Here is a 26,317-nt window from a genome sequence, read left to right as displayed (position 1 = left end):
GGGCTGGTCCATCCCGAGATTTTTTCGAGGGAGGGCGCGCTTATACGTCGTGCCGACGTGCGCTTTGCCGTGCAAATGATCCGGTCGCGATGGCGATCTATCATCTTCACGTCAAGGTCATTGGCCGCAAGGCAGGCTCAAGCGCAGTCGCGTCCGCCGCCTACCGCTCAGCGTCGCGATTGCGTGATGAGCGCATCGATCGTGTGCAGGACTTTTCTAGCAAACGCGGTGTCGTCCATTCCGAGGTGATGCTGCCGGAGGATGCGCCGGAGGCCTGGCGCGACCGCGAACGGCTGTGGAACGATGTCGAGGCGTTCGAGGTCCGCAAGGATGCGCAGCTTGCCCGCGAGGTCGAGTTTTCGCTGCCGCGTGAACTCAGCCAGGCGCGAGGCATCGAACTGGCGCGGGACTTCGTGCAAGTCGAGTTTGTCAGCAAGGGCATGGTGGCCGATCTCAATGTGCACTGGGACAGGGCGGAGGATGGCAGCCCCAAGCCGCATGCTCATGTCATGCTCACCATGCGCTCCGTCGATGAGAACGGTTTTGGGGCGAAGGTGCGCGACTGGAATGCTACCCAGCTGGTCGAGCGCTGGCGCGAGCGATGGGCGGAGCTGGCCAATGAACGCCTGGCCGAACTCGACATCGACGCCCGCATCGATCATCGCAGTCTGGAAGCGCAGGGCATTGCGCTGGAGCCGCAGACGCAGATTGGTGCGTCAGCGCAACGCATTGAGGCTAGTAATCTTGACGCTGGCGGCATTGAAGCAGATCGCGCCGAACTGCATCGCGAGATCGCGCGCAACAATGGCGCGCGCATCATTGCCGATCCATCCGTGGCGCTGGATGCCATCACGCATCAGCAATCGACTTTCACCCGAAAAGACATGGCGAAGTTTGCGCATCGGCACAGCGATGGAATGGAGCAGTTCAACGCGGTCGTGGCAGCCATCAGCAACGCACCCGATCTGGTCGAACTCGGCAAGGACAGGCGCGGCGAAGACCGTTTCACCACAAGGCAGATGATCGAAATCGAACAGCGCCTTCACCGCGCGGCAGAGCGTATGGATGTGGACGCGCGCCACGCGGTGAGTGACGCGCATCGGGAGTCAGCCTTAGCGAACGCCAACCAGCACGGGCTTGCCCTGTCACGCGAGCAGACCGATGCGCTTGCGCACATCACCGATGGTCGCGGTCTTGGTGTCGTTGTCGGTTTTGCCGGAACGGGAAAAAGCGCAATGCTGGGCGTTGCACGCCAGGCATGGGCAGCGGCGGGCTACGAGGTTCGGGGCGCCGCACTCTCAGGCATTGCAGCCGAGAATCTGGAGAGCGGTTCAGGCATCCCGTCACGCACCATCGCCAGTATGGAGCATAGCTGGGGACAAGGCAGGGATCTGCTCACCACGCGCGATGTCCTGGTGATCGACGAGGCCGGCATGGTCGGCACGCGCCAGTTGGAGCGCGTGCTCTCCCATGCGGCGGACGTTGGCGCAAAGGTCGTGCTGGTCGGCGATCCGCAGCAGTTGCAGGCGATCGAAGCCGGCGCTGCATTCCGCTCGATTCACGAGCGACACGGCGGCGTCGAAATCGGCCAGGTGCGCCGTCAGCGCGAGGACTGGCAGCGTGACGCCACGCGCGATCTGGCAACCGGCAGGATCGGCGCCGCGATCAGCGCCTACGACGCGCAAGGCTTGGTGCATCAGGCAGCAACGCGCGACGAAGCGCGGAATGAACTCGTCGAGCGCTGGGATCGCGATAGGCAGGCGCATCCAGAGGCGAGCCGGATCATCCTCACCCATACAAACGACGAGGTACGTGCACTCAACAACGCAGCGCGCGAGCGCATGCGCATTGCCGGCGATCTCGGCGACGATGTTCACGTGGATGTGGAACGCGGTGCAAGGGCCTTCGCAAGCGGCGACCGGGTCATGTTCCTGCGCAACGAGCGCGGGCTCGGCGTCAAGAACGGTACGCTCGGTATTGTGGAGGAAGTCAGCACACGGAGCATGACCGTGCGCACCGATGATGACAGATCGGTTCGTTTCGACCTGAAGGACTACGCGCACATCGACCACGGTTATGCCGCGACCATTCACAAAGCTCAGGGCATGACGGTTGACCGCACCCATGTCCTGGCAACGCCGGGCATGGATGCGCATGGCAGCTACGTTGCGCTTTCGCGGCATGGAGACAGGATGGACCTGCATTATGGCGGCGACGACTTCAGTACGCGGGACCGGCTGGACCGCACGCTGTCACGGGACCGCGCCAAGGACATGGCGTCCGATTACGAACAGGTTGACCCGGCGCGGAGCTATGCCGAGCGGCGCGGCATCACGTTCCGCGAGCGCGTGGTCGAGATCGTGCGCCGGATCGTTCCGGAGAAGTTGCGCGACAGGTATGGCGGATTGCTGGACGGGTTGCGCTCTCCCGGTGACGGCGACCCCAGCCAGGAACGTGGGCTTGTGCCGGGAAGGGAAGATGTTGGGGTGCGGATCGGAGATGCAGTCCGGACGCCGGAAAGAGATCCTTCTGCCACTGGAGTGCCGCGCGACACGAATGTGCCGGTGGACGCGGAAGCGGCGTTACGCAGTGCTCGTACGAAGGCGCTTGTGCGACACGCGCGCGCGCTCGACGCGATCCTCAGCACTGGAAATGCGGACGGGCAGGGCAGTCCCGAGCAGATGCGCGAATTGAGGGATGCCCGTAACGCTTTCGAGAAGGTGCGGCCGTATGGCTGGCGCGATGCCGAAGCGGCTTATGTGAAAAATCCCGAACTTGTCCGCGAGGCGGGGGCCGGCCGGGTCAATCGCATCGTTCTCGCGCTTCAGCTTGAAACCGAAATCCGCACCGGGATGGACCTCGATCCCGGCCGCCGCGCCGACCGTTTCGTGGAACGCTGGCAAAAGCTCGACCGTACCGGACGGGAGCAATATCAGTCCGGCGACATGTCCGGCTACAAGTCAACGCGTTCGGCCATGTCCGATATGGCCAAGAGCCTCGAACGCGATCCGCAGCTGGAATCCGTCCTTGCTAATCATAAGACAGCGCTTGGCATCCAGGTCGAATCCGGTCGGCGGCTGGGTGTAGAACTCGCGTTCAATCACGGTATTGGCAGCGGCCGTGGTATAGGAATCTAAACCCTCCGATTTGCCGCCGTTCCCACTCCCTAGATCAATAAGATGACAAATCTGCTTGCGCGCGAGCCTTGGTTTGTCCTGTCTGGTTCCAGTGGGTGCCAAATGCTCTCAGCGAAAGGCAAGGCGGCCATGCCTGAACCAGATCGTATCATTCGCCTTAGGACGGTTCTCGCGCGGACTGGCTTGTCCCGCTCGACAATGTACCGAAAAATCGGCGAAGGCACGTTCCCGGCCCAAATCAAGATCAGCTTAAACGGTGCGGGATGGAGGGAGTCCGACATCAATCGGTGGGTCGCTGATCCTGTCTCATGGCACACCTGCGCATCACGAAAAAACAGCGACTAGTGGCGGTGGAGTGGCACCTTGCTGCGGGCGTTGAACACTCCTCTGTGAGGCAAGTTCAACGGCTGGGAATGGGCCGGGAGTGGACTGGCGGCTTACGCAATCGTGATGCTCAGGCGCGGCCGTTCCGCTGTTGCCCTATAAGCTGACATCAAAATTCCATCTCCTTCAGTGTGAATCGATTTCAGACTCGCGCACCAACCGCTAGTCGCGCTGGCGTCGCTCGCCTCCGACCTCATCCCAAAGCGGGAGCACCTCGGCAACATGGAAGGGATAGGCCTTCCTTTCCAGCGGTTCTTCCCAAGCTGGGCGCCTGATGTTTGCCAATTCCCAACCCTCGTATTGGGGCAGCAGCGCTTTGCGAAGAACCTCCAGCGTCTGATCCTCGTCCGACACTGCCAGCAAGTCGTCCAGGTCATCGATGGAGCAGAATACGATATCTCTCATGTCCTCGGGGAGCATATCCGGCTCGTCGGCGCAAAGTTCCACGGCTTTGGCGCGGATGGCGGGCAGATGCTGTCTGGTCAGCGCGAACCATGAATCCAGGGTGAGGACCACGCCAACCGCGTCCGGCGCCACCGGTATGTGGGTGTAAGTGCCATTGCGGGCTCGTGCGAAAAACCTCCACAGCTGCGACATGCCTTTGGCGATCTGGTTGTAAGCGCCCGACGCAGCTTCGTACTGGTTCTCGGCATACTGAGCCTGGAACGTGAGCTTGGTGGCCTTGCATTCAAAGACGACGCTGATTTTGTCGCCATCCTGCACAAGGAGGTCTGGCGTCTTCAAGGGTCGCTTCCTGGTGCCGAACAGCTGTTCCCGCGAGACCTTGAACCTCGGGCACCGCGCCTCGATCAGCATCTTGCCGTATTGCTCGAACCGTTCCCGCGCTTCGTCCATCATCGTCTTAGGACCGTCGCACAGGTCGAAATAGAGGCCCGACGTGGCGCGGAATATGATGAGCTGCGGGAAGGGGGAAATGAACTTCTTCCCCACCGCGACCGAAGAGACGATTGGGAATTGCCTCAAAGTGCTAGGCAGGTAAGCAAGATTGGACTTGTTGGCGGCTGTTAGGGTATCGATGCGCTCGCGGGTCAATTCCCGCAGAGTGAAAAGCTCCTTGGAAATCAGGTCAATGGTCAGGTCCATGCTGTCCCACCGCAGGCCAATGTCCTCCTCGGGTAACCTGGGCTTCAGGTGCCATCCGGTCGTCTGCGCGTGGGAGTAGAGCCCGACGCAGTTCAATGCGAATTGGTCGATGGGAAGCCCGTATTTCTGCTCGAAATAGGCAGCGCAGGAGCCTTGGCCATAGATGAAGTAATACAGGTGCATGCGCTGGCTGTGGAAGAACTCCCGCTGCCAGATAAACTGCTCAAGCGCCATGCGAGGCATTTCCTCCAGCACGGTCCTGTCGCTAATGAGGATGCGCTCCTCGGCAATCTTGGCCGTCTTGTATTGATTGAGTATTTTGCAGACGGTGTCGAATTTTCGAAACTCCGATGGATGAGCGGACTTTAGCCCGCTGGTTGGGTTCGCCAGCATGAGCAGGATAACGTTCTCGATCTCCCATTTCAGCGCGTGGTTGGGGGAGCCCATAGGTGCTCCGGCCGCTGAGGCAGGGAAGGTCAGATATCTGGCAATGTCGGCCGGTGGATTCTCAGACTGCAGCATGTTAACTGCCCAGAACATCTGCAATGCCTGTGGCACGTTGAGGTAGGAAAGCGACTGAATGAGCTTGGTTCGCTCTGCCTCACGGGCTCTGATCTTCTCCATTAGAGTTGCCACGGCGTCCAACCATCGAATCGTTCAAACGGCCGGAGACCTTAGCACTGCCGGAGGGTAATCGGCGATATTTGGCGCACCGCGCCGGTGAATACGAGAACTATGTCTATGCTATCACGGCGGCCATCGCGTGGCAGGCCTTTACTGTGCAAGGATCACTGAAGCCTCTACCGAGTTTCCATCCATGTCCGACACTCAGCAGACTGAACAGAAATCCGAACCTTCTCTGATCGTGCTCGCGGATATTCTAGCGGCCGACCTAGAGATGCCGATCTCTGGCGAGCGTTCGGTCGATTGCTCGGTACTGTGGCGACACTATTCCACGGCGCGCGACGCGGCCGAGTCGGCCGGCGACGGAGAGAAGGCAACCGTCTATAATTTCCTGGGCGGTGTCTGCTCGATGGGCCTACAGGCAAACGAGCCGTTGAAACCGTTTACCCCCCTCATGGCTTGGGCGACGGGATCTACTCCAACGCCCCAGAGCTATCGAGGTAAGCAATCGCTGGTCCTCGGCGAGCTGGCGGCCCAAGTCGATCACCCGGCTCTCAAAGCGAGGCTGGCCGATCTCGCATGGGTAAACACCAAGCACCACGAAGCCGCGCGATTGGCGATCGACGGCTATATCGAATGTGTCGGCCGCCTCTTGGCTGGTAGGGCCGAGATGCGAAGCCGCCGCAACGAGGCGAGCGACCCCCGCGCGCTCGATCTGCTGCGCCGTGCTTGCGTCCTGCAACGGCAGATTGGCTGGGGCGGCGGGCGAACCGATGATCTCGTTTCACTCGCCAAGAAGGTCCGGCAGCGGGCGCTGAAGCGCGAAGACGTGTTCGGTTTCGTGCGGGCGAGCGATCTGGAACTGGACTTCAACACGACACGGGCCGCTAGTCTTGCCAAAGCGACGGAAGCGTTTGCCGTCTCCAGGGCCGCTACGGGCGACACAAGCGGACCTGAACAGCTTTGGCGTCTGACCGCTCGCCCTTATGCGCGTGCGGACCGAAAACTCGATGCCGATCGGGCGCTGGTTAAGGTCGCGGAGCGTCTCATCGAAACAGCCGATCGTATGACCAAGAGTCCCATGCATGAGACTCATTGGCTTGAGCAGGCGATTGCGATGTTGCGACGAGTTCGAGGCACGAACGCCAGGCGCGCTGATCTGCAAGCGCGTTTGGTGCGCACGCAGGGCGACATCGCCGACTTCATGGTGCCGATCGCATCCTCGACCGACATCTCCGAGATTGTGGAGGGGACAAAAGCGCAATTGGGCGGGAAGGAATTGGCGGACGCACTTCTCATCTACGCCGTCCAAAGCCGCTCACCCGCCGTCGCAGACCTGCGTCGTGAGGCAGAGGAATCCATTGGACGATCTCCCTTTGGCAGCCTGTTCGCCTCGGTGATCTATGATGAGACCTTCAAGCCCGCCTCGCGAACGCCACCTGTCGGCGGCTTCGCGAATCCTCCCAACGAGGCGAACATTCGGGTGCAGATCATCCAGCACGAGCAGATAAGGCGTGGACTGGTCGTGGCAGGGCAGATCGAGCCGGGCCGCTATCAGATCGTTTTCGACCATGCCCCAGATGAGCGCGTTCTGACGACGCTTGCGGCAATGAGCCCATTCGTGCCGCCGCACCACGAAGCGTTCTTCGGCCGCGGCTTCTCACACTTTTTCAACGGCGATTTTATCGAGGCGGCACATCTTCTCGTGCCGCAACTCGAAAACTCCCTGCGCTATGTGCTGAAGGCGGCGGATGTGGACACGACGCGTCTGAAATCCGATCTGACGCAATCGAGCGCAACGCTTTCCACGCTGCTCGATCCGTCGGGTGAATGGCGCAAACCGCTGGAAGACCTCATCGGCGACGCCGTTGTGTTCGAGATCGAAAACATGTTCGACCACCAGGCTGGGCCGACGCTTCGCCACAGAATGGCGCACGGGTTGCTGCATCAGTGGGTATTTGGCGGACGGGATGCGATATACGCCTGCTGGTTTATCTACCGGCTTTGCATTGAGCAGCTTGCGCCTCATGCGGACGAGGTGCGGCACCGTTTGCGCTCGCTCACTTGAGCATGACCAGCAAATACCATGTCAGGTAATACCATGTCAGGTAATTCCATGTTTCGCCCGCGCCGCCTCTATGGCGGCCGCAATCTGTTCTGTGACGCCGGGATCGTCCGGCTTACCCTTAGGCACCTGCACGTTGGCGAGGAACCAGCGTGCGATCTCGACGCCTTCCGCAGCCCACCGGGGGTCTTCACTCTCCAAAGGATCGAGGATGCGGCGTATGATGACTGGACTGCGTGACGAACTGCCGGATCGGAGCGGTTCGTGTTGATAGTCACCCGGCGCGAAAGCCATGTTGAGATTCAACGCCGCTGCGCGTCTCGGCGATTCCTCGCGAGCGCCGATCAGATCGTCCAGCGGCATGAAAAGACGCCCAAAGTATTCTGGCTGACGGACGAGCAGTTCGCGATTCGTAAACGTCGGTGCTTCCGGCTCTCGGCTCGCCAGCCACCGCTCGTCCAACCTGCAAATAAGACGCCGAACGGCAAACACCATCGCGTCCAGCATGTGCAAATCCTGACTGCGGGTGACGTAACCGTAGATCAGGTAGCGATTGTCGGCATTCCCATTTCGGAGCAGATGTTCCGTGAACTGCTCGGGCGTTCGGTCGGTCCAGTGATGGATGTCGAGGTCAGTTGGCTTTCCGAGATTGTTTGGTAGCAACGCACCAGCCAGAGTTTTCACATCCGCGTAAAGCCGAACGATGTCGTGGCTGTATGGCTTCCGATCGGAGGCGCTGCGTTGGGACGAGCCGCCATTAAGCAGAAGCACAGCCTTGAGATATTTCTCAAGCGCATGAACCGACAGCCAAAGAAAATCTGTGTTGAGCTGATTGACCGCGCACCACCGCGCGGTGATGTAGTTTTCGTCAGCCGTGCGGACGAAGAGTTCGAGAACCAGATTGTGTTTCGATGCCGAGACGCTCACGCTGCTTCCTTACAGGCCAAGCGCGTATTTGGCCGCACCCATATTGGGGGCATAGCCAAGGTTGATCGCACCGAACTCCGCCGCGATGTCAGGCTTCAAAACCCTGGCCTCGGTCAAATACTCATTGGTGTTCGATGATAGGAACACGATCGGCGTCGTCACCCCGGCGCCGCGCAAAGCCGACACGGCCTCAACATAGGTTTCATAGACCAGGCAATCTTTGGAAGACTCCTTGCCGCGTCTCGCAGGAGCGATACCAGCGTTGACCCGCGCAAATGCTTTGGCGGGGATTATAGGGCTGGGAGTGACCTTGCCGAGCCTGGCGAGCCAACGTCCGACGACCGTCCTTGCACGCCCGACATGATCGTCAAAATGCGCAAGGTTGACGTTGCCTGGTGCGCCAAAGACGGCAGAAAGCTTGTTGATGCGATCGACCTGCTCCCGAACCCTCTTGAGATTGCGTACGGCCTCATCCTGAACAGGCTGGTCATGATCGGAAAACTCGATCGCTACCTGTTCCGCCATAAGGCATATGAGACGCCCCGATTCCGCCGCCGCTACGAGATCAATGGCTGCCTGGCTATCGTGCGGTTTTGCCGTCTCGCGTGTAGGATCACGCATGATGTCCAGAATAGAGCATGTATCGATGCACAGCACCGGAACGCTCGCTAATGCAATCGCCTGTGCGTCCATCCGGCTCAGTGCTCTTCGTAGTAGGCAAGAAGAGCAATCGCGGTCTCAAAATCGCCTGCAAGATTGTGGGCGGAGTCCTCGTCCCAACCGTCCACTTCATGCAGCCAGCGAGCCAACCTGTCGGTGCCGGGTTTGTCGCCGCTGCGATGTACGGCGACGAGAAATTCGAACCATCGACGTTGATCCGATGGGTGGCTCGCTCCCGTTGACTTGTTGGCGGCGCCGGAAAAGCGTTTGAGCTTCAGCGCAGCGTCGGGAGACAACCAGTCGTCGAGTGTTTGCCGAGGTTCCGTCGTCGAGATCGTGAAACCGTGTCGGGCTGTGACTGGCGCAGCGATGCGCGCGATAAAATCCGTGAGCACGGCATTGTATTGGGCAAAGGTGAGGCTTCCCGTCTCCAAGGGAACGATGTTTGGGACATAATAACCGTCCTCGGTTCCCCATAAAGTCAGTCCGGCCGCCGGATGGTCTTGGCTGGCATCCCGACGAAAAAGGACGACATCCTCCGAGGCCGCTGCGCTACGCGCAACCTCCGCCGACCTTTCCAGATCCACGCGCCAAGGTTCAATAGCCGCCGCTATGAGCGCTTCGCGCAACTCGGGCCGTTTCGCTACAGGACCACGGATGGCCATGTCTTGGAAAACTTCGAGCTTGGCTGTCATATCGTTTCTTTCAACACTCACCTAACCGCTTTCGCGCTAACGGCAATGACAGCTTATAGGGTATTTTATAAGAACGGGGGATGTGAGGCGCAAAGCCGCCGCTCGCTCGCTACGGCGCTATCGAGTGTCGCGCTCGCGAGCGGCTCGGGCGGTCTTCGCTAGAGTCAGTTTGGTTCTGTTGCCAATCTCTTGATGGCTGCAGAAGGGTCGAACCCCAGGATTTCCGCCAGATCGATGAATTCGACTACGTCGACGCGGCGTTGGCCGCTTTCGAGTCGAGCGACAAACGACTGATATTCGCCTAGCTTTTCCGCGAGCTCGGTCTGTGTCAGCCCGCTAGCCTCACGCTTTTGAATCAGCATCGTGATCAATGACTTGTGGCGCAGCGTTCCGAGCGTTTTCACCACCGGCCTCATCCAGTTCCAGATGAGGGCTTCAATTATATCTGATTTCCAGTTATCTTAAATTCAGATACGACCTAGCCATGTCGAATTGGAGGAATCCAAGATGACGCCATCAGCAGCAATGAAACATGACCCAGCTCTCGCCCTTGGGCCGCATGGCATCGTGCCCAACATACGTCTCTGGTGCTTTGCAGGGTCCAGCAGCGGTTGGAGACGAGAATTATCAGCAATACCGGAATTCAGGCATTGACCAGAGGCGAAATGAAAGAGCAGCCCATGCCGGTGATCGCGCCGGACGCCGTTCAGTACGCTGTTGCTCGGGAGGCCGAAGTCTTAGCCGTGACCGAAGCGCTCAAACTTCAGGATGCGCTTCCAGAGGTTTCAGCTTTGTCCTTAGATGGCATCTTGGCCAAGTTGGAGGTGATCGTCGGAGCGGACCGCGATATAGGCGATCCGACCGATTTCCCTTGGCCACACATCGCTTCCGTATTGCGCGATCTGAAAGCTATCGCGGGCGATTTGCAGCCATGCCAGTTGGACCGCTTCACCACCCGCGCTGATATAAAGAGGCATCTGCAGCAAGCAGCCCAACTCGTAGACTCTGTGGAGGCGGAAGAGGCTGCGGAACATGTACGCCAAACTGCGAAATCGTTCGCGGAAACATCCGTTTTTCCAAAACGGCTGAAAACCAGCTGAATTTTAGAAATCAAGCCGGCACCGTCCGTCTCAAATGCTAAAAGGCTGAGAGAAATCGATTGGGATGAAATGGCGCACCCGAAGAGATTCGAACTCCTGCGCCCCAGATTCGTAGCCTGGTTCCTGCAGTGAAGCTTTGCCTCCGCCGCTGATGGCGGTGAGGAGAAGCAATCGCTAGCTCAGGCAGCTGCCTTGAGCCCGGCTTTACGCTTCTTCCTCGTCAGGAACTCGCTGACAAACTTGTCCCACCGGGCCATGGCAGCACGCTTTTCCGGCATGTAATTCCAGCGATCGTAGCTCTTGGAACTGACGTCCTGCAGAGTGTGGTTTTGCAATCGGTCTCGGATCTCTTTCGAGAGACCTGCCTTGCCGGCAAGCGTCTTCCAGGTTCGCCGGAGATCGCGGTTTGTCACGACGGGGATGACCTCGCGATCGCGCTGGCGCCACATGAACGAATAGAGTGTTCCATGACTGACAGGCTTGGACGGGTCAGTTGCCGATGGGAAAAACCAACCAAATTCATTCGGCTTGATCGACCCAATAAGCTCGGCCGCAATCTTGGGTACGGGGATGGCGTGAGGCTTTCCATTCTTGGTCTTGGACCAGTCGATGATGCGCTCGGCCGCATCCCATTGATCGACGTGCAGCCGAGCGATCTCCTCGACGCGCTGTCCGGTCAACATAAGAATTCTTACGGCACGCGTGTAAGGGGGATGGACCGGCGCATCAGGAGATTCGAGCCAGCGATAGAGACGGATGAATTCCTCCTCGTCCAACCAGCGCGTTCCAACTTTTTTCGGTTCGGTTGGAATGCCCGCAGCTGGATTGTAGACGAGACGAAAGCGACGGACCGAGGTTGTTCGGTAGTCATGCTCGGATTTCAGCCCCCAACTGTATGCCGATCGAATATAGCTGCGAACATGATCGGCCATTGACCGTTTGCCTCGCTGATAGATCGGGCGAATGAGGTCCCTGATCTCGTCAGGCTCGATGTCGCGGGCAGGGCGGTTGCGACCCAGCGAATCGGCGATCTTGTTCAAGCCCTTTTCGGCCTCCTTCCAAGACGGTTTTCCATCGGCCTTAAGTGACGCGACGTAAGCCTCGAACAGATCGGCGACCGTGCCGGGGCGCGTATCGCCGGCTATCTTGATGCTGCGTCCCTTTTGGATCATGTCGGCGAAGTCGCGTCTGAAAATCTCGCGAGCCTGGCTGAGGCTCATTGACGGATACGACCCGAGCTTTTTCTTGAGACGCTTTTGGTCTCGCCACTGCTGGGCCATCCAGTCCGCCGTTATGCGGGTCGGCATTGGCTTTATCACTAGAACGAGGCGGCCTGTTCCATGACCCTCGCCATCGACAAGGTTCTGCTGCTTACTGGTCTCCTCGACCTGCTTCAAAGCGTGGCGAATCTCTCCATCGGTAAGGCTTGGCACTGGGGTCTCCCGTAGGCTTTCGAGTGGGATCGGCTGACGGGTAGTAGGGGTCTGTGGTTGGGTTCAAAACGGGCTTCGATCCCCCTAAAACCGACCCCAATATGCCACAATGTCCGACTCTACGACAAGTCGAAAAAGATATATGTATCAACGTGCTAAAGCGTGATCGTGCGTGATTGAAAAGGGACGAGTGGGATGATTATGCACCAGGATGACGGCGCTGGCCGATAGTTCCAGCGCGCGCTTGACCACTTCGCGCGGATAGACCGGCGTGTGGTCCACGGTGCCGACCTGCTGTACCTCGTCGGCGATCAGCACGTTCTTCTTGTCGAGAAACAGGATGCGGAACTGTTCGCGGTTCTCGAACGCCATCGCCGAGCGGCAGTACGCGAGAAGCTGCGTCCAGTTGGACAGCACCTCGCGGTCGCGAACCTCGGTCCGCGCCATGCGCTGCGCGGCAGCGGCAATCACCTTCAGGTCGACCGCCACGGCGGGGCCGATGCCCTTCACCTCCTGCAGCAGCGCCACCGGTGCGCCAAGCACTTCGCCAAAAGTGCCGAAGCGCGCCAAGAGCGCCTTGGCGATCGGCTTGGTGTCGACGCGCGGGATCAGGCGAAACAGCAGCAGTTCGAGAAGTTCGTAGTCGGGCAGGGCGTCCGCGCCGCCGGCAACGAAGCGCTCGCGCAAACGGTCGCGATGGCCGTGATAGTGTGGCTTCTCCGCCGATTTGTCTCTTGGTGCCTTGTCCTTCGCCGGTGGTTCAAGCCACCGCTCGGAGAAGAACCCCCGTTCGTCGTCACCGCTGTTCCCCATCCATCCCCCACACTCCCCGAAGGCTTCGACGGCAGATTAGAGCGGTAAGCAGCGCGCGGTCGAGTTTTTTCGGCGACGGCGCCTCAAAGCTGCGGCTTGAGGCGATCTTGTTTTCAGCTGACCGGCGGCAGGCCGGGGCGGTCGAGCTTGTTTGGCGACAGGGTGAAAATCTCGCAGCCGGTTTCGGTGACGCCGATCGTGTGTTCGTACTGCGCCGACAGCGAGCGGTCGCGCGTCACCGCCGTCCAGCCGTCCGACAGCACTTTCACATGCGGCCGGCCAAGATTGATCATGGGCTCGATGGTGAAGATCATGCCCGGCCGCATCTCGACGCCTTCCGAGGCGGTGCCATAGTGCAGGATGTTGGGTGCGTCGTGGAACAGCTGGCCAACGCCGTGGCCGCAGAAATCGCGCACCACCGAGCAGCGCTCTGCCTCGGCATAGGTCTGGATGGCGGCGCCGATGGCGCCGGTGCGGGCGCCGGGCCGGACCGCCGCGATTCCGCGCATCAGGCACTCATGAGTGACTTCAAGCAGGCGTTCGGCGGCGCGCTTGATGGTGCCGACGGGATACATGCGCGAGGAATCGCCGTGCCAGCCGTCGAGGATGTAGGTGACGTCGATGTTGACGATGTCGCCATCCTTCAACGGCTTGTTGTCTGGAATGCCGTGGCAGACGACGTGGTTGATCGAGGTGCAGGACGATTTGGTGTAGCCGCGGTAGTTGAGCGTCGCCGGTAGCGCGCCTTGGTCCATGCCGAATTCGAAGACGAAACGGTCGATGGTCTCGGTGGTGACACCCGGCTGGACCATCGGCACCAGTTCATCAAGGCAGCGCGCGGTGAGATCGCAGGCCTTGCGCATGCCGGCAAATCCTTCTTCGCCGTAGAGGCGGATCTGGCCGGTGTTCCTGAGGGGTGCCGTGGCGGCGTCGAGATAGGTGACCATAGTGTCCGTTTGCCTGTAAGCGGGCGGCGCATATCAGCCCGTTAGAAAATTTCCCCAGATTTGGCACTGCAAGCCGCAAGGTTCAAGGAAGAACTGCCGGCAATGGACTGATACTGGCGATATTCCTGGCTTGCGCGGCCGCTCAGATGACATCCAGGTGCGCGATCTCCTCCGGATGCCGAGATCGCACTGACGACACATTTTCGCGCAAAAGCAGCCAAAGCAACTTTTGACGACGAACGGCGTTGCTGTGGTCGATGCCAGTTCGGGAGATATAGAATGGACAGATTGCAATTCGAGGTGCCGGTGCGCATCGCGCCCGCGCCCGGGCTGCCGGTAGAGGAAATATACAGCGTCGAACAGGCGCTGGATATCCTGCATGACTGGCCAAAGAAGCGACAGGGCAAGGTCTATGAAGCGGCGTTCAACGCCTGTTTCGGGGCCACGGTGGATGTGGTCAGGACTGAGGACGCATGGCGCGCCTTCATGGCGTTTTGCCGGGTCAGTGGCCTGCTGGCCAGGGACATGATGGTTACGGCCAAGCGCGCCGGCGAGGCGAGGGGCCTGAGGGTCTAGAGTTCTGCTTGGCCTGGAGGCCGGCCAACCGACTCGTTCCAATCGGCGCGGACTCCTCGGCGTTAAGGTTCCGTTTCCGACTTCACAGCTAGGCATGAGCCATAGAGCAGCGTCTGATTCGTTGCGTCGGTTTCATGGTGCAGAACATGTCTTCAGCCAATGTGCGTACCTTCCCGCTAGATCGGCAGACCGTGCTGGTGCGCGAGGTCGCCGCAAGGCTGGGCAGACTGCACGGCGACACGGCCACGTCGTTCTGGAAGGCCACGGCGCGCGAACTCCTCGACAAGGCGGTCGCGGCCGGCTGCGATGCGGCTTCGGCGGCCAACGATGTCCGCCGGTTTTTTGCCGCGGTCCAGGACGAGATGCATTTCAAGGCGGACGATGCCGCACCAGGGCAGCGCCGGACGCGCACCCGCCTCTAGCTTCGTACAGAGCACCGACACGCGCTCACTGTGGCTAACCGTGGACCGGTCTTGGCGTCGACGATCTCGGGCCTTGCGCTGTCGATCGTGCCGTCCCAGCCACGGCGAGCGCCTTGTTGAACGCGAGACAGGCGATGAAATACTGGTCGCGCTCGGCCCTGGCGACGTCGGTCATCGCCAAGGAATCGTCGAGCGCTATGGCGGGACCATCACGCCGGAGAACCTGCCTGACGGATGGCTTTTGCAGATGGTGGGATCGACGCGGTTTAGCGCAAGGCGTCGGCCTCTCGGCGATCCCTGTGCCGACCCGATCCGAATCGGCTATGCCTGCGCGATGCAGGAAACGTCTCTCTACATCCCGGTGAAGCGGTTTCTCGAGAGCCTGGAGTTCACGGTGAAGGGCGAAGTCGGCCACTGCGATATCGTGGCGGTGCGCGACGGCGAGCCGCCTGTGCTGGTCATCTGCGAACTGAAATTGCAGTTCAACCTCGAACTGGTGCTGCAAGGTGTCGATCGCGCGGCGGCATGCGACGAAGTGTGGCTGGCCGCGCGCATGTCGGCGCGTGGCAAAGGCCGCGAGCACGACCGCCGTTTTCGCGCGCTGTGCCGGCGGCTCGGCTTCGGGCTTCTGGCTGTCAGCGGCAAGGGGGAGGTCGAATTGCTGCTCAGCCCGGCCGCTCTGCCGCCGCGTCGCGATCCAAAGCGGCGCTCGCGGCTGATGGAGGAACACCGGCGCCGGCGCGGCGATCCGGTGGTCGGCGGTGGCTCGCGAGCCCCGATCATGACGGCCTACCGGCAGGATGCGCTGGCCTGCGCCGCAGCCATGACCGACGGGCCGAAACGCCCGCGCGATCTGAAAGCGATTTCGCCGCGCGCGGCCAGCATCCTATTGGACAATGTCTATGGCTGGTTCGCCAGGGCCGAGCGCGGCGTCTACGCGCTGACCGAGGGTGGCCACGCGGCGTTACAGCGCTGGCCGCAGGTAGCGCACGACCAAGGGTGAGTGGCCGGAGATTGCCGCGAGCAGGCGCCGAGGGAAACCTCGGCACGGCAGCCGCTGTTCGCCGTTTCAACCGATGCGCCGCGCCACCCTTCCAGCCGCTGCTGGTTCGGCGGCTGCCGCGAGGCTTCCTGTTTTCCTGAAAGATCTGGTACGCCCAAGGGGAATCGAACCCCTGTTACCGCCGTGAAAGGGACGATATAATACACGAAAGTTGTTCGCCCCTGTTCGCTGGTGTCCATAAATATCAATATCTTGCTGGATTTCTGTTCGCGCTTGTTCGTTGGCATTCGCCCATGTATATTTGACGTATATTTGACGGTTTGGCAAGCGGGGGCGACATGTCGAAGACGGTGGCGAGTTCTCTGTTCACTACGAGGGAGGCGAGAAAAATCCTCGAGCTGGGTGTTCACTGGCGCGCCATCGATCCGGACACGCACCTTGGATATCGCAAGGGAAAACGGGCTGGGAAACGGGCAGGTGTGTGGCTTGTCCGGTGGCGAGTCGGCAAAGGATATAAACAGGCGCCCCTTGGAGCGGCTGATGACATCATCACTAAGGGAACACTGGATTATAAGGCGGCCGATAGTGCTGCACGCACACTGGTAGAAAAGGAACGGACCAGAGAAAAGGTCATAGCGGCGGGCCCCGTACTGACCGTTGGGGACATTGTAGAGCAATATGTCTCCGGCCGAGACCAAAGGCTTTTGAACCGGGTCGGTCGACAGATGCGCTCTGATGCCGGCCAACGCCTTCGACGGTATCTTCTCGGCCAAGATGGACGTGGCAAACAAGATGCCATCCCGGCTGCCGCGATATCGAAGATTGAATTCCACGAACTGAGTGAGGACGATCTTTTTGGATGGCGCGACGGCTTGCCGCGCAGTCTGAAAGGAACAACCGTGCGGCGGCTCGTCAATGACCTCAAGGCGGGTTTGAATCGCGGTTACACCTTGAACAAGAAGCGGTTGCCCGCAACAGTCCCGGCAGTCATCAAAGGCGGCCTTGCGACGCCCAACGCCGATGACGACCAAGCCGAACCGGTGGCACGCGAAAATCAGATCCTCAGTGATGCTGAAGTTGATCGACTGATCATAGCTGCGAAGCAGATAGATGCAGAGGATGGGTGGGATGGGGACCTGTTCAGGCTGATCGTGGTGTTGGCTAGAACCGGTGCAAGATTTTCGCAGGTTGTCCGCATAAGGGTAAGGGACTGCCAGGCTCTCCCAAAGCCGCGCATACTGATACCCGCAAGCCGTAAGGGGCGCGGGGGACACGCCGGCGCAACTCTGTTCCCTGTGGACGCCGATATCATCAGCATGCTTCTGCCCGCGACCACCGCACGAGATCCAGACGCCATACTATTGGAGCGCTGGCGGAGCCGGCAGGTTCCCGGTGCGATACGCTGGGAGAAGTCCGAGCGTGGCCCTTGGACGGCCTCAGCCGAATTCGCGCGGCCTTGGAAATTGATTGTGGAAAGGGCAGGGCTGCCGGGAACCATTCCCTACGGCTTGAGGCATAGCAGCATCGTAAAATGCATAAGGGAAAACCTGCCTATTCGTCTTGTCGCCGCCAATCACAACACGAGCATTGTGATGATCGAAAAACACTACAGCGCCTGGATTTCGGACGGCCTTGAAGACATGACCAGAGCGGCGATTGTGCGGCCGCTTCCTCAGGAAGGAGACTCGAATGTGGTGCGGCTTCCCGCCGCGCGGTGACGCGTCGAAGCCGCCGTCGAGTTGTTCGCTGGTGTACGCGCATCGTTGACAGTAAATCCATCAACCCATATTGGAAACTGACACAGGCGAGCCTTCGGAGTTCGCTGCCGGGTCGAAACAGGAGCACCCGGTGAATCGCCTTCAGGGCATAGCCCGCAACCAAAAACAGTTTGTTTTAGGGGTTGCGGGTGTTCGTTTTCCGCCACCTCTTTTGGAGGTTGGTGGTGAAGACGAGAAATCAAATCCCGAATGTCAAGATTGATCTTGAACAGGTCGCTCCCGTTTTTCGGAAGCCGGCCTATTCGGTTCTGGAATTCCTGAAAATCCATCCAATAAAGAGGACCGCGTTTTATCACGAGGTTGCCGCCGGCCGCTTGGTAGTCCGCAAGCAAGGCTCCAGGACAATCGTGACGGACAGCGATTACCAAGCGTTCCTTGACGCGCTTCCGAGGGTCGATCCGAAAGACGTCGATCTAGAGGAGGGCGAGTAAATGCCCCGCGTCGATTTCGAATTGGTCGAGCGCGTTGCCGATCTTGTGGCCAAGAACTTTCATTCCTTCGACCGACCGCTGGTGCCAAGCATCTGTCGCCGGCTTGGCGTCGAGAATGTCGTCGCCATCTACGCCATCCGCCGCGCCGCAGAGATCCGCGCCGAGCAGGCCAAGGGGGCGGGGCATGGCGGCAGCAAATAACCGCCGACCAGGGGCGCAATCCCGGTCGGCGAAGTCATTTCAGGAAAATGCTGGATCGCAGGAATCTTATTCAGAAGGCGATCTCGATGCAATCCCCGCGGAGACTCTGGCCGAAATGGTCCGGCTTTATCGAGCCGGATTTTCCCTTTTGCCGCTCGGCGGTGAAGACGGGAAAGCGGCGACCTTTACCTTCAAGGATCGCGCACGGGCGCCCTTGCTCAGTGTCCAAAACAGAATGCTTGCAAGCAAATCCAAAGCCTTCGGTATTAGGCTTGATGGCATGCTGGTTGTCGATGTCGACACCGACACTCCCGAGTCAACCGATTATGTGCGCAAGCACTTCGGCCTCTCTCCGGTCCAGACCAAAACCAGGCGGGGCCGGCACTACTTTTTCCAATATACAGGCAAGCCGCTTCCTTCGGTTGAACTCCCCGGTATCAGGATCGATTTCAAAGCGGGTGGAAACGAATATGTCGTCGGTCCGGAATCGATACGCGTCGATGGGGTCAAATACGCCCCGGTCAAACGGCTTATATCTATCGCCGCACTGCCGTCATTTGTGGATCAACGCGGCGCCGAGCGTCACGAGGCCGGGACTGGGACCGGGACCGGTAAAATTCCTGTTGGGAAGCGCAACAAGACGCTGTTCAACAAGGCGCTGGAATACGCTCGCTATATCGAAACCTATGATGATCTGCTGGCCGACCTTCTGGCATTGCGCACAATCATTTTGGAAATGCCCTCCGATTTTCCAGATTCCGAAGTCAAGAAAATCGCGAGGTCGGTCTGGAAATACAAGATCACCGGAAACCTTTGGGAAGGGCGGAATTCGGTCATGTTAATCCGTCGTAAAATTATGGAGCGACTTCACCGGTGGGATCATGGCTGTGAAGCCTTTTCCCTCTTTTCCGTGTTGCAAAGCAATCATGGCCACATCCCTGGGAAGCTATTCGGCATTGTCCCCGATGCCATGGCCAGGGCTAGGCTGATCCCGCTGGGCCGGAACAGTGTGATCAGGGCGAGGGACATCCTGATCGAGGAAGGCTTGCTGGCACGGGCGGGCAAGAAAGGGATGATGATCCTGTACCGGCTAACTGAGGAGGGAGAGTGTAATGATTATATTGAATCCCTATCCGGGACGATAGGAGATGCGGCATGAAATCCCGTCAACTCGACCTCTTCGCCTGGGCGGAAAATAGGCCGACCGCGAAAATCATTTCCATATTTCCGAGGCTTGCCGCGAAAATTCGGGGCGAGCTTTACAGCGGCAAATTCGAAAATCCCATAATTAAATCGCCGGCCGGCGGAAATGTTGAAAGCCTGCGCCGCCATGGCAATGGAGGCGCCAACCGATAAGCCAAGACCGAAAAATCAAAAACCCAAAAATCAACAAAACAAAAGGAGCGGAACGGAAATGAAAAATGAGCACGAAAAAGACTGGGAAAAATACGAAATCGGCGGCGCCGGATAAATCCAAGGTCTCCACCGCCAAGACCGCGAAGCAGCGGAAAGAGGAATGGAAAGCGCGACAGGAAAGAGGCGAGGCCGTATTCCCCCTGACCCTCAAAGTCGGAGAGGCCCGAGATGCATTCCTGACTGCTGGCGTATTGCCTGAATGGGACTCCGAGGATCCGAAGGAAATTGGCGAGATCGCATCTCGCATCGTGAAAGCTGTAATCAGGTTCGTGAGCGGCCATGGTAAATTGCCCTTAGATCTAGACACAGTCGGTATCAGGACACTTGTGGGGTTGCCATCCGACCTGTTCGCCAACTGTCACCGCGAGCGGTCGCGGAACGCGTTCCAGGTCACCGATCTACGGTCTGCTACGTTCAAGCCTCGTCCTACCGGAGGCTTAATCGTGAACGCATTGACGAGTCATCTCAATCGCCAAGACCTTGATGCCGTCCTCAGACTGGCAAGAGCTTTGACCAAGGCTGAGAACAACGTTGGTTCTGCTCACATCGATGATCCCGAATTCTTGCAAGACGTCGCCGATGTGATCAAGGCAACCGTCGAAAAAGAGACCAAGTCACTGGCAAACCGCGTTCGTTTGCTCGAACTTGCGACCGGCCCGCAAAACGATGCCAAGCGGGGCGTTGCGAAGGCCCGCGCCACCAAGGTGAAGTTATGACCCCGTCGCAGGCAGTTGCATTCGCCACTGAGGCGCTTGGCAAGGTTCGCGATAAAGTTCTTGTCGACTACGAAGCCACCCTCAAGAAGCAGGACATCAACGAACGCGAAATCAGCGTACGTCTCGCCACCTATCGACGGCAGATGGAGACCTGGTTCCAGCGTTCGATTGAAGGGATCAAGAAGCGTTACCCAATTCATTGAAAACTGTCGTTGGCCTGGGCGTTTCCCCTTCCTCTCAGGCCCACTGCCGCCGCGCTGTGGCGCCAGCGTGGCGGCGCCCGGGGGCGATAAAATGTCAGAAGCCGAAGACGAATGTAGACCGGACGAAGAGTCATACATAGGTTTTATTTCCTAGACCATTTATTTTCCGATCCCGGGCCCCGATCCACAATTTCGATGGACGCCATGACCGACAAAACCCCTGATTTTCCACCACCTCGCTGGCTGACCCGCGCCGAAAAGGCCGAATTCGCGAAGCTTATCGCGGTCCGAAAAGCCGTCTCAAATCAAGTTACGGCAACAGATGCGATGCTGGTCTGTGATCTGGTGACGGCGAGGTCGCGCCTCATCGCCATGCGAGCCCTATTCAAGCGCGCTGTCGCCGATTGCGGCGACTCCGATTTTCTTTCGCCGCAGCGGCATCTCCTGTCGATCGCCAGCGGCATTGACCGGACGACGGCGGCCACACAAAAGATGGCCGTGCAATTGGGCGTCTAAGCCGTTCCTCGCCTTCTCTTCGGGGAGTTCTTTCCGGCTGTAAACTTGCGCGGCGCCATGGTTGCGGCATCTATGGGTGAGACGTCAGGGGGATTGGCGAAAATGATCGCCATGGCGAAAATTGGAATACTCTCAGTTGCTATCTGTGCGATCTGCTTGGTTGTCGGGATTTTTGCCTCGAGGCAGGTTGCTGCACCAACTATCTTTCCTCCACTTTGGGCTCTGGGGCTGTCGAGTATCCTGTCTGGAGCTGTGCTGTATTGCGTCGGTGAGATAGCCGACAAGCTCAACGTGGCCGTTGATCATCTAGCGTTCCTGCGTAGAAATGCGGAGGCTGCGGCTCCCAAATCGAACGTTTCGCCATCCAGGCAACAAACGCTTGCTGATCTCGAAGGCGTAAAAGGTGTCTTTCAAGATCGTTGAAATGGTGTTCTCGGCGAAGGCTAGGAAGCTTCGCCCACAAAAACATGTGCCGACGGAGTAGGATGAAGAATCAGCTGCCGCTCGAACTGCGGTGGCCCTGATTTGCCGTCCGGCCGCCGCTGATCAGGAAACCTCCCACCGCAACGCCGGCCCATTTTGTATTCGCAGAAATCGTAAAGCGCCTCTTGCAGGGGTGTGGCTTTTGCCGTTCAGTGCCCATCCGGGGAATAATGTTATGCGCAAGCGCTATATAATCGTGATCCTTGCTGTTGCGGGGTGCCAGACGGCGCCGGCTTACATCGTCTACAAACCGGGCGTTGATCTAAACGCAACTCAGACTGCTAAGGACCAGTGTCAGATTGCGTCGCTCAGAGAAATACCGCAGTCGATGGCAACCGATTACCATCCTGGCTACAACAACCCCGGGACAGTGCAATGCAATACGATCGGAACAGTCGTCTCCTGCAACACCATCGGGGCGGTAAACATTCCGGGGTCAACGACGACCTACGATGTGAACCAAGACCTTAGAGACCGATATATGGTTCGCTGCCTGGAGGGCCAAGGATTCGGCGTCAAGCTTGCAAGGGCCTGCGCGTCCGAAGCCGAGAACTCGAAAGCTCTGGCAGATCGGGAGGCAGGTCGGTTTCCGACATGCGCTGTGAAGCTGTAGCCTCAGAATGGTAACAGCCGATTGGGCGTTCGTACTAGCTTTTCGGTGACGCTGGCACCCGCTTTTGTATGGAAAGTATGGTCGAAGTTCATGTTCCCAAAACGGGGCGCGATCGCTCTTTGCGTGGCATCCTTCATGGGCTGCGCTCATGCCCAAGAAGCCTGCGACCCAAACTACTCAGGGGCCTGTGTTCCGATTGCGAGTGATGTCGATTGTTCCTCTGGAAAGGGCAACGGCCCCGCATATGTGCGCGGGCCGGTCACTGTCATAGGCACGGATATCTATGATCTCGACCGAGACGGCGACGGGATAGGCTGCGAGAACGGCTAGAGCCGACGCTAGCGCATAGCCTTCCGCCACCCAGCGGCGCGCGCTGCATCTTCCGAACAGAACCACCGCTCGCCCTTCGAAAGGCTGATGCGGGTTTCGGAATAATGTTCCTGCCCGGGAACGTGATAGATGCGCTCGCCAGTGTTGTAGCTGATATTGCCCTTGATGCCGCAGCCAACAGCAGGGGGACCGATTTCAAAGGCAGCAGGCCAGCCACAACCGCACCGAAGGCCCCGATCTTTAGCCATAACGGCGCGTCGCGCGAACGATCGCGCCTGCCATACCTTCGGCGGTTGTATTCATTGTCCGCGTAGTAGCGACGTTTGCCCACGCCCCTCACTCCCCGATGGGAGAATGCGACGCCTAGGGCTTGGAGTCCAGATGGGCGGCTTTTGGTGGCTCTGTCCCGTTCCACTGGATGAACGTTACTTCCTCCCCGGTGACGTCCCGCACCCCTGCAACAGCACGTCATGCAGGACGCGCGTCTGCCGGCAGTGGTCGCAGTGCGGGGATATAGACGGCTTGATGATACTCAAGTGCAGCGGCCATCGCCTATCCCCGGAAACGTTCGGTATGCCAGACGATCTTGCCGTCGACCTTCATGGGCTTGTGGATCATCAGCCGCTTAGGCAGGTGTTCGGGATGCACCTCCAGCAAGGTGATTTTGATCTGCGGCTTACACCGGTTGCAGTCGAACTTGAGCTTCAAGGGATCGACGCCGCCGCCATAGACCATCATCAGGTCTACGGACCGGCAGTAGCGGACATTGCCGCAGTTGCACTCTGCCTTCACAAGCATGTTGTGCCGGGTCGCCTTGCCCGGGCCGAGCTCAGGCTAAATCGCGAGCTCCGCGACAAAAGCCGTCCCGACTGGGGTACAACTAGTAGACAGTAGTGGTGGCAGGTGGTGCGAGTGAACGCCCACCGAAAGATATCGTTCTCAGAAAAGCCGGAGCGTGATAGGATCACTGGTGGAGGAGGATGAGTTGTGGGGACCGCACGTAGCAGCTTTTGCTCGACCGCGTTGCTTTTTGCAGCTGTGACCTCAGCTTCGTCATCGTTCGCGCAAAATATCCAGTTTCTCTACAACGATCCCCTGCAAGGGCCAATATGTGCAGGTGATTTTGGCCCCGCCCCTTGCCGGGTCATTACCCAATATCAATACCCAAATCCGCCGCAACAGTCTCAACAATATCAACTTGCACCATCGCCTCAACTACCGATCTTCGGCGGTAACAACTCTTTTCATGATGTTCCGAGCTACAATCGGCCGTTAATAGAAGAGCGCCCTTGGGGATTTTGCCCGCCGCCGTGCAGAGTGAATTAGAGTGCCGATATCTGTCGACACACTTACAGAAATATACAACCTCCTTTGCCGAAGTGCGCTGAATAAAGAGTACTACGGACGATCGTTAGCAACAACTCAACGATTCAATGATGTGCTGGAAATTTTAATTGCGCTAGGTACAACAGGCAGCGGCATTTCTGCCTTAACCATCTGGTCATTGAAGCCATTTGGGCCGTGGATTTGGGGCGCATTAGCGACCATTTCGGCCTTGCTCGCCGTGGCAAAACCTATAATTCAATTAAACAAGCGAGTGGAAAGACTTACTCGGTTGTATGTCGGCCACTCTGACAATTACGCCAATATGATCATCTTAGTGAGCAGAATTCGTCGCCACGGAGACATCGACAAGGAGTCAAATAGCGACTTTGAAGCTGCAGAGGCACGGTTCCGTGAGCTTTCCAAAGAAGACGATCCTCGGCCGAATGTGAAGCTGCTAAAAAGATGCGAGGCAATGGTTCGAATGCGTCATCCGCCCGAGGCTGCGTGGTATCCCATCGGAAATTCAACGAACCCCACAGTCGGCACTTTAGCCACCAAGACAGATAATAGCCCTTCACGGTGAAAGCGGTTGCTCGGACGGGCTCCGCGCTTAATCCGCCTCTTGAAATCTTGCAGCGAGGCATGTCGCAAATCCTCCTCCCCGCGAAGATGCTTCACACGGCCGATGATGCCCGGGCTGAACCCATTGCGTCGCCGCCCGCTTCATGCCCTTCGGCGCCGGCCCGGCGCGCGTCCGCGACGCTATTGTCGTGGCGATGACGTTGACCGAAGGCGCTTCAGCAGTTCGCGTGAGGCTTGGATCGCCCTGCGCGATTGATCCATGTTCTGGCGAAACGTGCCGGGTTCCGCCATGGACTTCTGCCACCTCAGCAAGGTGGCCGTCGTAGTCGCAGCGGCCGCGCGAGCGATATCTATGGGCGTTGTAACCATCACATCCTCCCAAAAAGGCAATGGTAAACGCCACATTAATAAGCCGGCCGAAGCCCTCGCTGCAATAAAGAATGTTATACGAGTTTTACTCAATGGCGAGGCACATTGCCATGCGACAGCCTCATCGCCGCCCCCTTCCACACCTCAAACAAAAAACTCGCTGATCGAAGTCAGCTAAAGCCGCACAACCGTGTCGAGATGCAGGCGTATCCGCTGGCCTTTCGCGAAGGACAGGGCGAACGATTCCAGCCAAATGATCGTGTAATTTCCTGGTCAGTTTCAATGATGCGAACGACCCATTCGCCACTGGCTCGGACAACTTCCACGCGAGGCAACGCCTTTCGGATTGGCACCACGTTGTCCACCGCATCCTCCCTACAAACAGCAATGGCAAGCCGATTTAAGACCTTGGTAGTTGGGATTTCAATAAACAGATGCTTTCGGATCGGACGAACCATCTTGGATGGGCAGTACGAAGGCTGGCGAATGGCTATCTTGTCATGCCACCTCAGTCAGGCGAGCCCTCCGGGGGAACCTCCCGATAGCCTCTGCTACAGGTCGTTGGCATTCAGGATGGCCGCCAGCTCTTCGGCATACTCCATGTCGGGAAGGTCGACAGATGGGTGGCCCGCTAAAATAGCCGGCAGCCCGGTGAACACGTCGAACACCGTCCATGTCCCATCCGGTTCCCGCCTTACGCCGTACCGCAGAGTTGCCATGAGGGATGCTAATGGAAGTCGGGAATAGATGGTACGAAAATGCGAGCGGGCGATCGGACAACAGGCACGCCTTTCCGGAAACTCTTTGCCGCTGCGGCGGGTTCGGTCGGGCATGACCAGAATGGCCGACCTCGGACCGCCCATTTCCGGCAAGCCACATGACCCTGACTGGGAGAAGGAGCATTTCTATGCGCGCCACACTGCGCGCAACGGGGAGACCGTCCCGAGCACCAGCCGCTGGAATTCGACGCCTAAGAGCGCAGCACAACCCAACTGGGCATCGGCTATCGAACCAGCGTTTGCGCGCGGCCGCTTCTAGGCGCATGGTGCCTGGATGACTCCAATCGAACGGAAGCTGGCCGAATTGAACGACATTCGGGACACCTTGACTGAGCAGGCTACAATCCTGCGCTATCGCTGCGAGAGTTCGCGCCAAGACGCGAGAGAGCTATGCGAAGAGCTCCGCCAAATGGTAGGTGTGGCCCGCAGCAGCAACAAATTCGCGTCCATCATCACCGGCTCGCGCAAAGGCTAGGCGACGCGGCCCGCACCCCAGGAAGGAAAGCACGGGCCGACCGTTGCTGTCTTCAGCCTTCGAAAGGCGGAACCGATAGGCGTCATCGGGAGAATTGGCGCCAATCCAAGCACGACTTGATAAGCTCGGGATTCTCGTCGGATAATGAGGTGCAATACAGGCGGCTGATCCGGTCTGCGCGAGTTGCCACCGACGAGCGCCTTATGAAC

28 protein-coding genes and 1 tRNA gene are annotated in these 26,317 nt (G+C 58.8%); 17 read left to right on the top strand and 12 right to left on the bottom strand.

The features are described 5' to 3' along the window. Nucleotides 1-89: 89 nt before the first annotated feature. Complete coding sequence (gene traA, locus ACYG9V_RS22160; protein WP_352763671.1) at nucleotides 90-3,137, top strand: Ti-type conjugative transfer relaxase TraA; 3,048 nt, start codon at nucleotides 90-92, stop codon at nucleotides 3,135-3,137. Between the two features lie 129 nt (nucleotides 3,138-3,266). After that, nucleotides 3,267-3,482, top strand: a complete 216-nt coding sequence (locus ACYG9V_RS22155; RefSeq protein ID WP_352763720.1) for a helix-turn-helix transcriptional regulator — start codon at nucleotides 3,267-3,269, stop codon at nucleotides 3,480-3,482. A 201-nt stretch (nucleotides 3,483-3,683) separates the two neighbouring features. Here ACYG9V_RS22155 and ACYG9V_RS22150 read toward each other — a convergent pair whose 3' ends face one another. Next, a complete protein-coding gene (locus ACYG9V_RS22150; RefSeq protein WP_352763674.1) occupies nucleotides 3,684-5,249 on the bottom strand; it encodes a hypothetical protein in 1,566 nt (521 codons plus the stop codon). 193 nt (nucleotides 5,250-5,442) lie between these two features. On the opposite strand from ACYG9V_RS22150, the gene ACYG9V_RS22145 reads away from it, so the two are divergent. After that, the gene (locus tag ACYG9V_RS22145) at nucleotides 5,443-7,317 is read left to right on the top strand and encodes a DUF7380 domain-containing protein (RefSeq protein WP_352763677.1); all 1,875 of its coding nucleotides are present in this window, start codon (nucleotides 5,443-5,445) and stop codon (nucleotides 7,315-7,317) included. Nucleotides 7,318-7,353: 36 nt separating this feature from the next. Here ACYG9V_RS22145 and ACYG9V_RS22140 read toward each other — a convergent pair whose 3' ends face one another. The 4 genes from ACYG9V_RS22140 to ACYG9V_RS22125 form a co-directional block, all read right to left on the bottom strand. Beyond that, nucleotides 7,354-8,241 carry a HEPN domain-containing protein gene (locus ACYG9V_RS22140; protein WP_352763679.1) on the bottom strand — a complete coding sequence of 296 codons (888 nt, stop codon included), beginning with the start codon at nucleotides 8,239-8,241 and terminating at the stop codon, nucleotides 7,354-7,356. Nucleotides 8,242-8,250: 9 nt separating this feature from the next. Next, nucleotides 8,251-8,934, bottom strand: coding sequence for a PIN domain-containing protein (locus tag ACYG9V_RS22135; protein WP_352763681.1), 684 nt, complete (start codon nucleotides 8,932-8,934; stop codon nucleotides 8,251-8,253). Between the two features lie 5 nt (nucleotides 8,935-8,939). Continuing rightward, nucleotides 8,940-9,596 carry a hypothetical protein gene (locus ACYG9V_RS22130; protein ID WP_352763684.1) on the bottom strand — a complete coding sequence of 219 codons (657 nt, stop codon included), beginning with the start codon at nucleotides 9,594-9,596 and terminating at the stop codon, nucleotides 8,940-8,942. Between the two features lie 164 nt (nucleotides 9,597-9,760). After that, complete coding sequence (locus ACYG9V_RS22125) at nucleotides 9,761-10,012, bottom strand: helix-turn-helix domain-containing protein (RefSeq protein WP_352763687.1); 252 nt, start codon at nucleotides 10,010-10,012, stop codon at nucleotides 9,761-9,763. 249 nt (nucleotides 10,013-10,261) lie between these two features. Between ACYG9V_RS22125 and ACYG9V_RS22120 the strand changes: the two genes are divergently transcribed. After that, a complete protein-coding gene (locus ACYG9V_RS22120; RefSeq protein ID WP_352763689.1) occupies nucleotides 10,262-10,696 on the top strand; it encodes a hypothetical protein in 435 nt (144 codons plus the stop codon). A gap of 70 nt (nucleotides 10,697-10,766) precedes the next feature. Here the strand turns inward: ACYG9V_RS22120 and ACYG9V_RS22115 are convergent. The 4 genes from ACYG9V_RS22115 to map all read right to left on the bottom strand — a co-directional run bounded on the left by ACYG9V_RS22115 (nucleotide 10,767) and on the right by map (nucleotide 13,889). Then, nucleotides 10,767-10,836: transfer RNA gene (locus tag ACYG9V_RS22115), tRNA-Ser, on the bottom strand. A 39-nt stretch (nucleotides 10,837-10,875) separates the two neighbouring features. Further along, complete coding sequence (locus ACYG9V_RS22110; protein WP_352763691.1) at nucleotides 10,876-12,129, bottom strand: tyrosine-type recombinase/integrase; 1,254 nt, start codon at nucleotides 12,127-12,129, stop codon at nucleotides 10,876-10,878. A gap of 147 nt (nucleotides 12,130-12,276) precedes the next feature. Next, complete coding sequence (locus ACYG9V_RS22105; protein ID WP_352763693.1) at nucleotides 12,277-12,942, bottom strand: JAB domain-containing protein; 666 nt, start codon at nucleotides 12,940-12,942, stop codon at nucleotides 12,277-12,279. 113 nt (nucleotides 12,943-13,055) lie between these two features. Then, nucleotides 13,056-13,889, bottom strand: coding sequence for a type I methionyl aminopeptidase (map, locus tag ACYG9V_RS22100; protein WP_023681623.1), 834 nt, complete (start codon nucleotides 13,887-13,889; stop codon nucleotides 13,056-13,058). Between the two features lie 279 nt (nucleotides 13,890-14,168). On the opposite strand from map, the gene ACYG9V_RS22095 reads away from it, so the two are divergent. Both ACYG9V_RS22095 and ACYG9V_RS22090 read left to right on the top strand, forming a co-directional pair. Further along, nucleotides 14,169-14,465, top strand: a complete 297-nt coding sequence (locus ACYG9V_RS22095; RefSeq protein WP_023688240.1) for a DUF982 domain-containing protein — start codon at nucleotides 14,169-14,171, stop codon at nucleotides 14,463-14,465. A 146-nt stretch (nucleotides 14,466-14,611) separates the two neighbouring features. Further along, nucleotides 14,612-14,887 carry a DUF6074 family protein gene (locus tag ACYG9V_RS22090; RefSeq protein ID WP_023691124.1) on the top strand — a complete coding sequence of 92 codons (276 nt, stop codon included), beginning with the start codon at nucleotides 14,612-14,614 and terminating at the stop codon, nucleotides 14,885-14,887. A 34-nt stretch (nucleotides 14,888-14,921) separates the two neighbouring features. Here ACYG9V_RS22090 and ACYG9V_RS22085 read toward each other — a convergent pair whose 3' ends face one another. Continuing rightward, nucleotides 14,922-15,062: a hypothetical protein gene (locus tag ACYG9V_RS22085; protein ID WP_352763696.1), complete on the bottom strand. Its 141-nt coding sequence runs from the start codon at nucleotides 15,060-15,062 to the stop codon at nucleotides 14,922-14,924. A gap of 159 nt (nucleotides 15,063-15,221) precedes the next feature. Between ACYG9V_RS22085 and ACYG9V_RS22080 the strand changes: the two genes are divergently transcribed. The 10 genes from ACYG9V_RS22080 to ACYG9V_RS22035 all read left to right on the top strand — a co-directional run bounded on the left by ACYG9V_RS22080 (nucleotide 15,222) and on the right by ACYG9V_RS22035 (nucleotide 21,574). After that, on the top strand, nucleotides 15,222-15,890 hold the full coding sequence (locus ACYG9V_RS22080; protein ID WP_023688243.1) for a DUF2161 domain-containing phosphodiesterase: 669 nt from the start codon (nucleotides 15,222-15,224) through the stop codon (nucleotides 15,888-15,890). Nucleotides 15,891-16,228: 338 nt separating this feature from the next. Next, nucleotides 16,229-17,608, top strand: a complete 1,380-nt coding sequence (locus ACYG9V_RS22075) for an integrase (RefSeq protein ID WP_352497786.1) — start codon at nucleotides 16,229-16,231, stop codon at nucleotides 17,606-17,608. Nucleotides 17,609-17,832: 224 nt separating this feature from the next. Further along, nucleotides 17,833-18,099 (top strand): hypothetical protein, encoded by a 267-nt coding sequence (locus ACYG9V_RS22070; RefSeq protein WP_352497785.1) that lies wholly within the window; start codon nucleotides 17,833-17,835, stop codon nucleotides 18,097-18,099. After that, complete coding sequence (locus tag ACYG9V_RS22065) at nucleotides 18,100-18,300, top strand: hypothetical protein (RefSeq protein WP_352497784.1); 201 nt, start codon at nucleotides 18,100-18,102, stop codon at nucleotides 18,298-18,300. Next, nucleotides 18,284-19,459 carry a bifunctional DNA primase/polymerase gene (locus tag ACYG9V_RS22060; protein WP_352763699.1) on the top strand — a complete coding sequence of 392 codons (1,176 nt, stop codon included), beginning with the start codon at nucleotides 18,284-18,286 and terminating at the stop codon, nucleotides 19,457-19,459. Before ACYG9V_RS22065 ends, ACYG9V_RS22060 begins: the two co-directional genes overlap by 17 nt. Next, complete coding sequence (locus ACYG9V_RS22055; protein ID WP_352763701.1) at nucleotides 19,456-19,656, top strand: hypothetical protein; 201 nt, start codon at nucleotides 19,456-19,458, stop codon at nucleotides 19,654-19,656. The genes ACYG9V_RS22060 and ACYG9V_RS22055 overlap by 4 nt, the downstream gene beginning before the upstream one ends. 65 nt (nucleotides 19,657-19,721) lie before the next feature. Then, entirely contained in the window at nucleotides 19,722-20,432 is a 711-nt protein-coding gene (locus tag ACYG9V_RS22050; RefSeq protein ID WP_352497781.1) for a hypothetical protein, read from the top strand. Next, on the top strand, nucleotides 20,429-20,635 hold the full coding sequence (locus ACYG9V_RS22045; protein ID WP_352497780.1) for a hypothetical protein: 207 nt from the start codon (nucleotides 20,429-20,431) through the stop codon (nucleotides 20,633-20,635). Before ACYG9V_RS22050 ends, ACYG9V_RS22045 begins: the two co-directional genes overlap by 4 nt. Before the next feature lie 204 nt (nucleotides 20,636-20,839). Then, complete coding sequence (locus ACYG9V_RS22040) at nucleotides 20,840-21,151, top strand: hypothetical protein (protein WP_352497779.1); 312 nt, start codon at nucleotides 20,840-20,842, stop codon at nucleotides 21,149-21,151. A gap of 102 nt (nucleotides 21,152-21,253) precedes the next feature. Next, entirely contained in the window at nucleotides 21,254-21,574 is a 321-nt protein-coding gene (locus tag ACYG9V_RS22035; RefSeq protein WP_352497778.1) for a hypothetical protein, read from the top strand. A 1,011-nt stretch (nucleotides 21,575-22,585) separates the two neighbouring features. Here the strand turns inward: ACYG9V_RS22035 and ACYG9V_RS22030 are convergent. After that, nucleotides 22,586-22,825 carry a sunset domain-containing protein gene (locus ACYG9V_RS22030; protein WP_460222013.1) on the bottom strand — a complete coding sequence of 80 codons (240 nt, stop codon included), beginning with the start codon at nucleotides 22,823-22,825 and terminating at the stop codon, nucleotides 22,586-22,588. A gap of 304 nt (nucleotides 22,826-23,129) precedes the next feature. Next, on the bottom strand, nucleotides 23,130-23,375 hold the full coding sequence (locus ACYG9V_RS22025; protein WP_352763705.1) for a hypothetical protein: 246 nt from the start codon (nucleotides 23,373-23,375) through the stop codon (nucleotides 23,130-23,132). Nucleotides 23,376-23,904: 529 nt separating this feature from the next. Between ACYG9V_RS22025 and ACYG9V_RS22020 the strand changes: the two genes are divergently transcribed. Continuing rightward, a complete protein-coding gene (locus ACYG9V_RS22020; RefSeq protein WP_352497776.1) occupies nucleotides 23,905-24,486 on the top strand; it encodes a hypothetical protein in 582 nt (193 codons plus the stop codon). Nucleotides 24,487-26,317 lie beyond the last annotated feature (1,831 nt).

The organism is Mesorhizobium sp. W016 (assembly GCF_054719485.1).
This window is presented reverse-complemented; position numbering and strand designations above follow the sequence as displayed.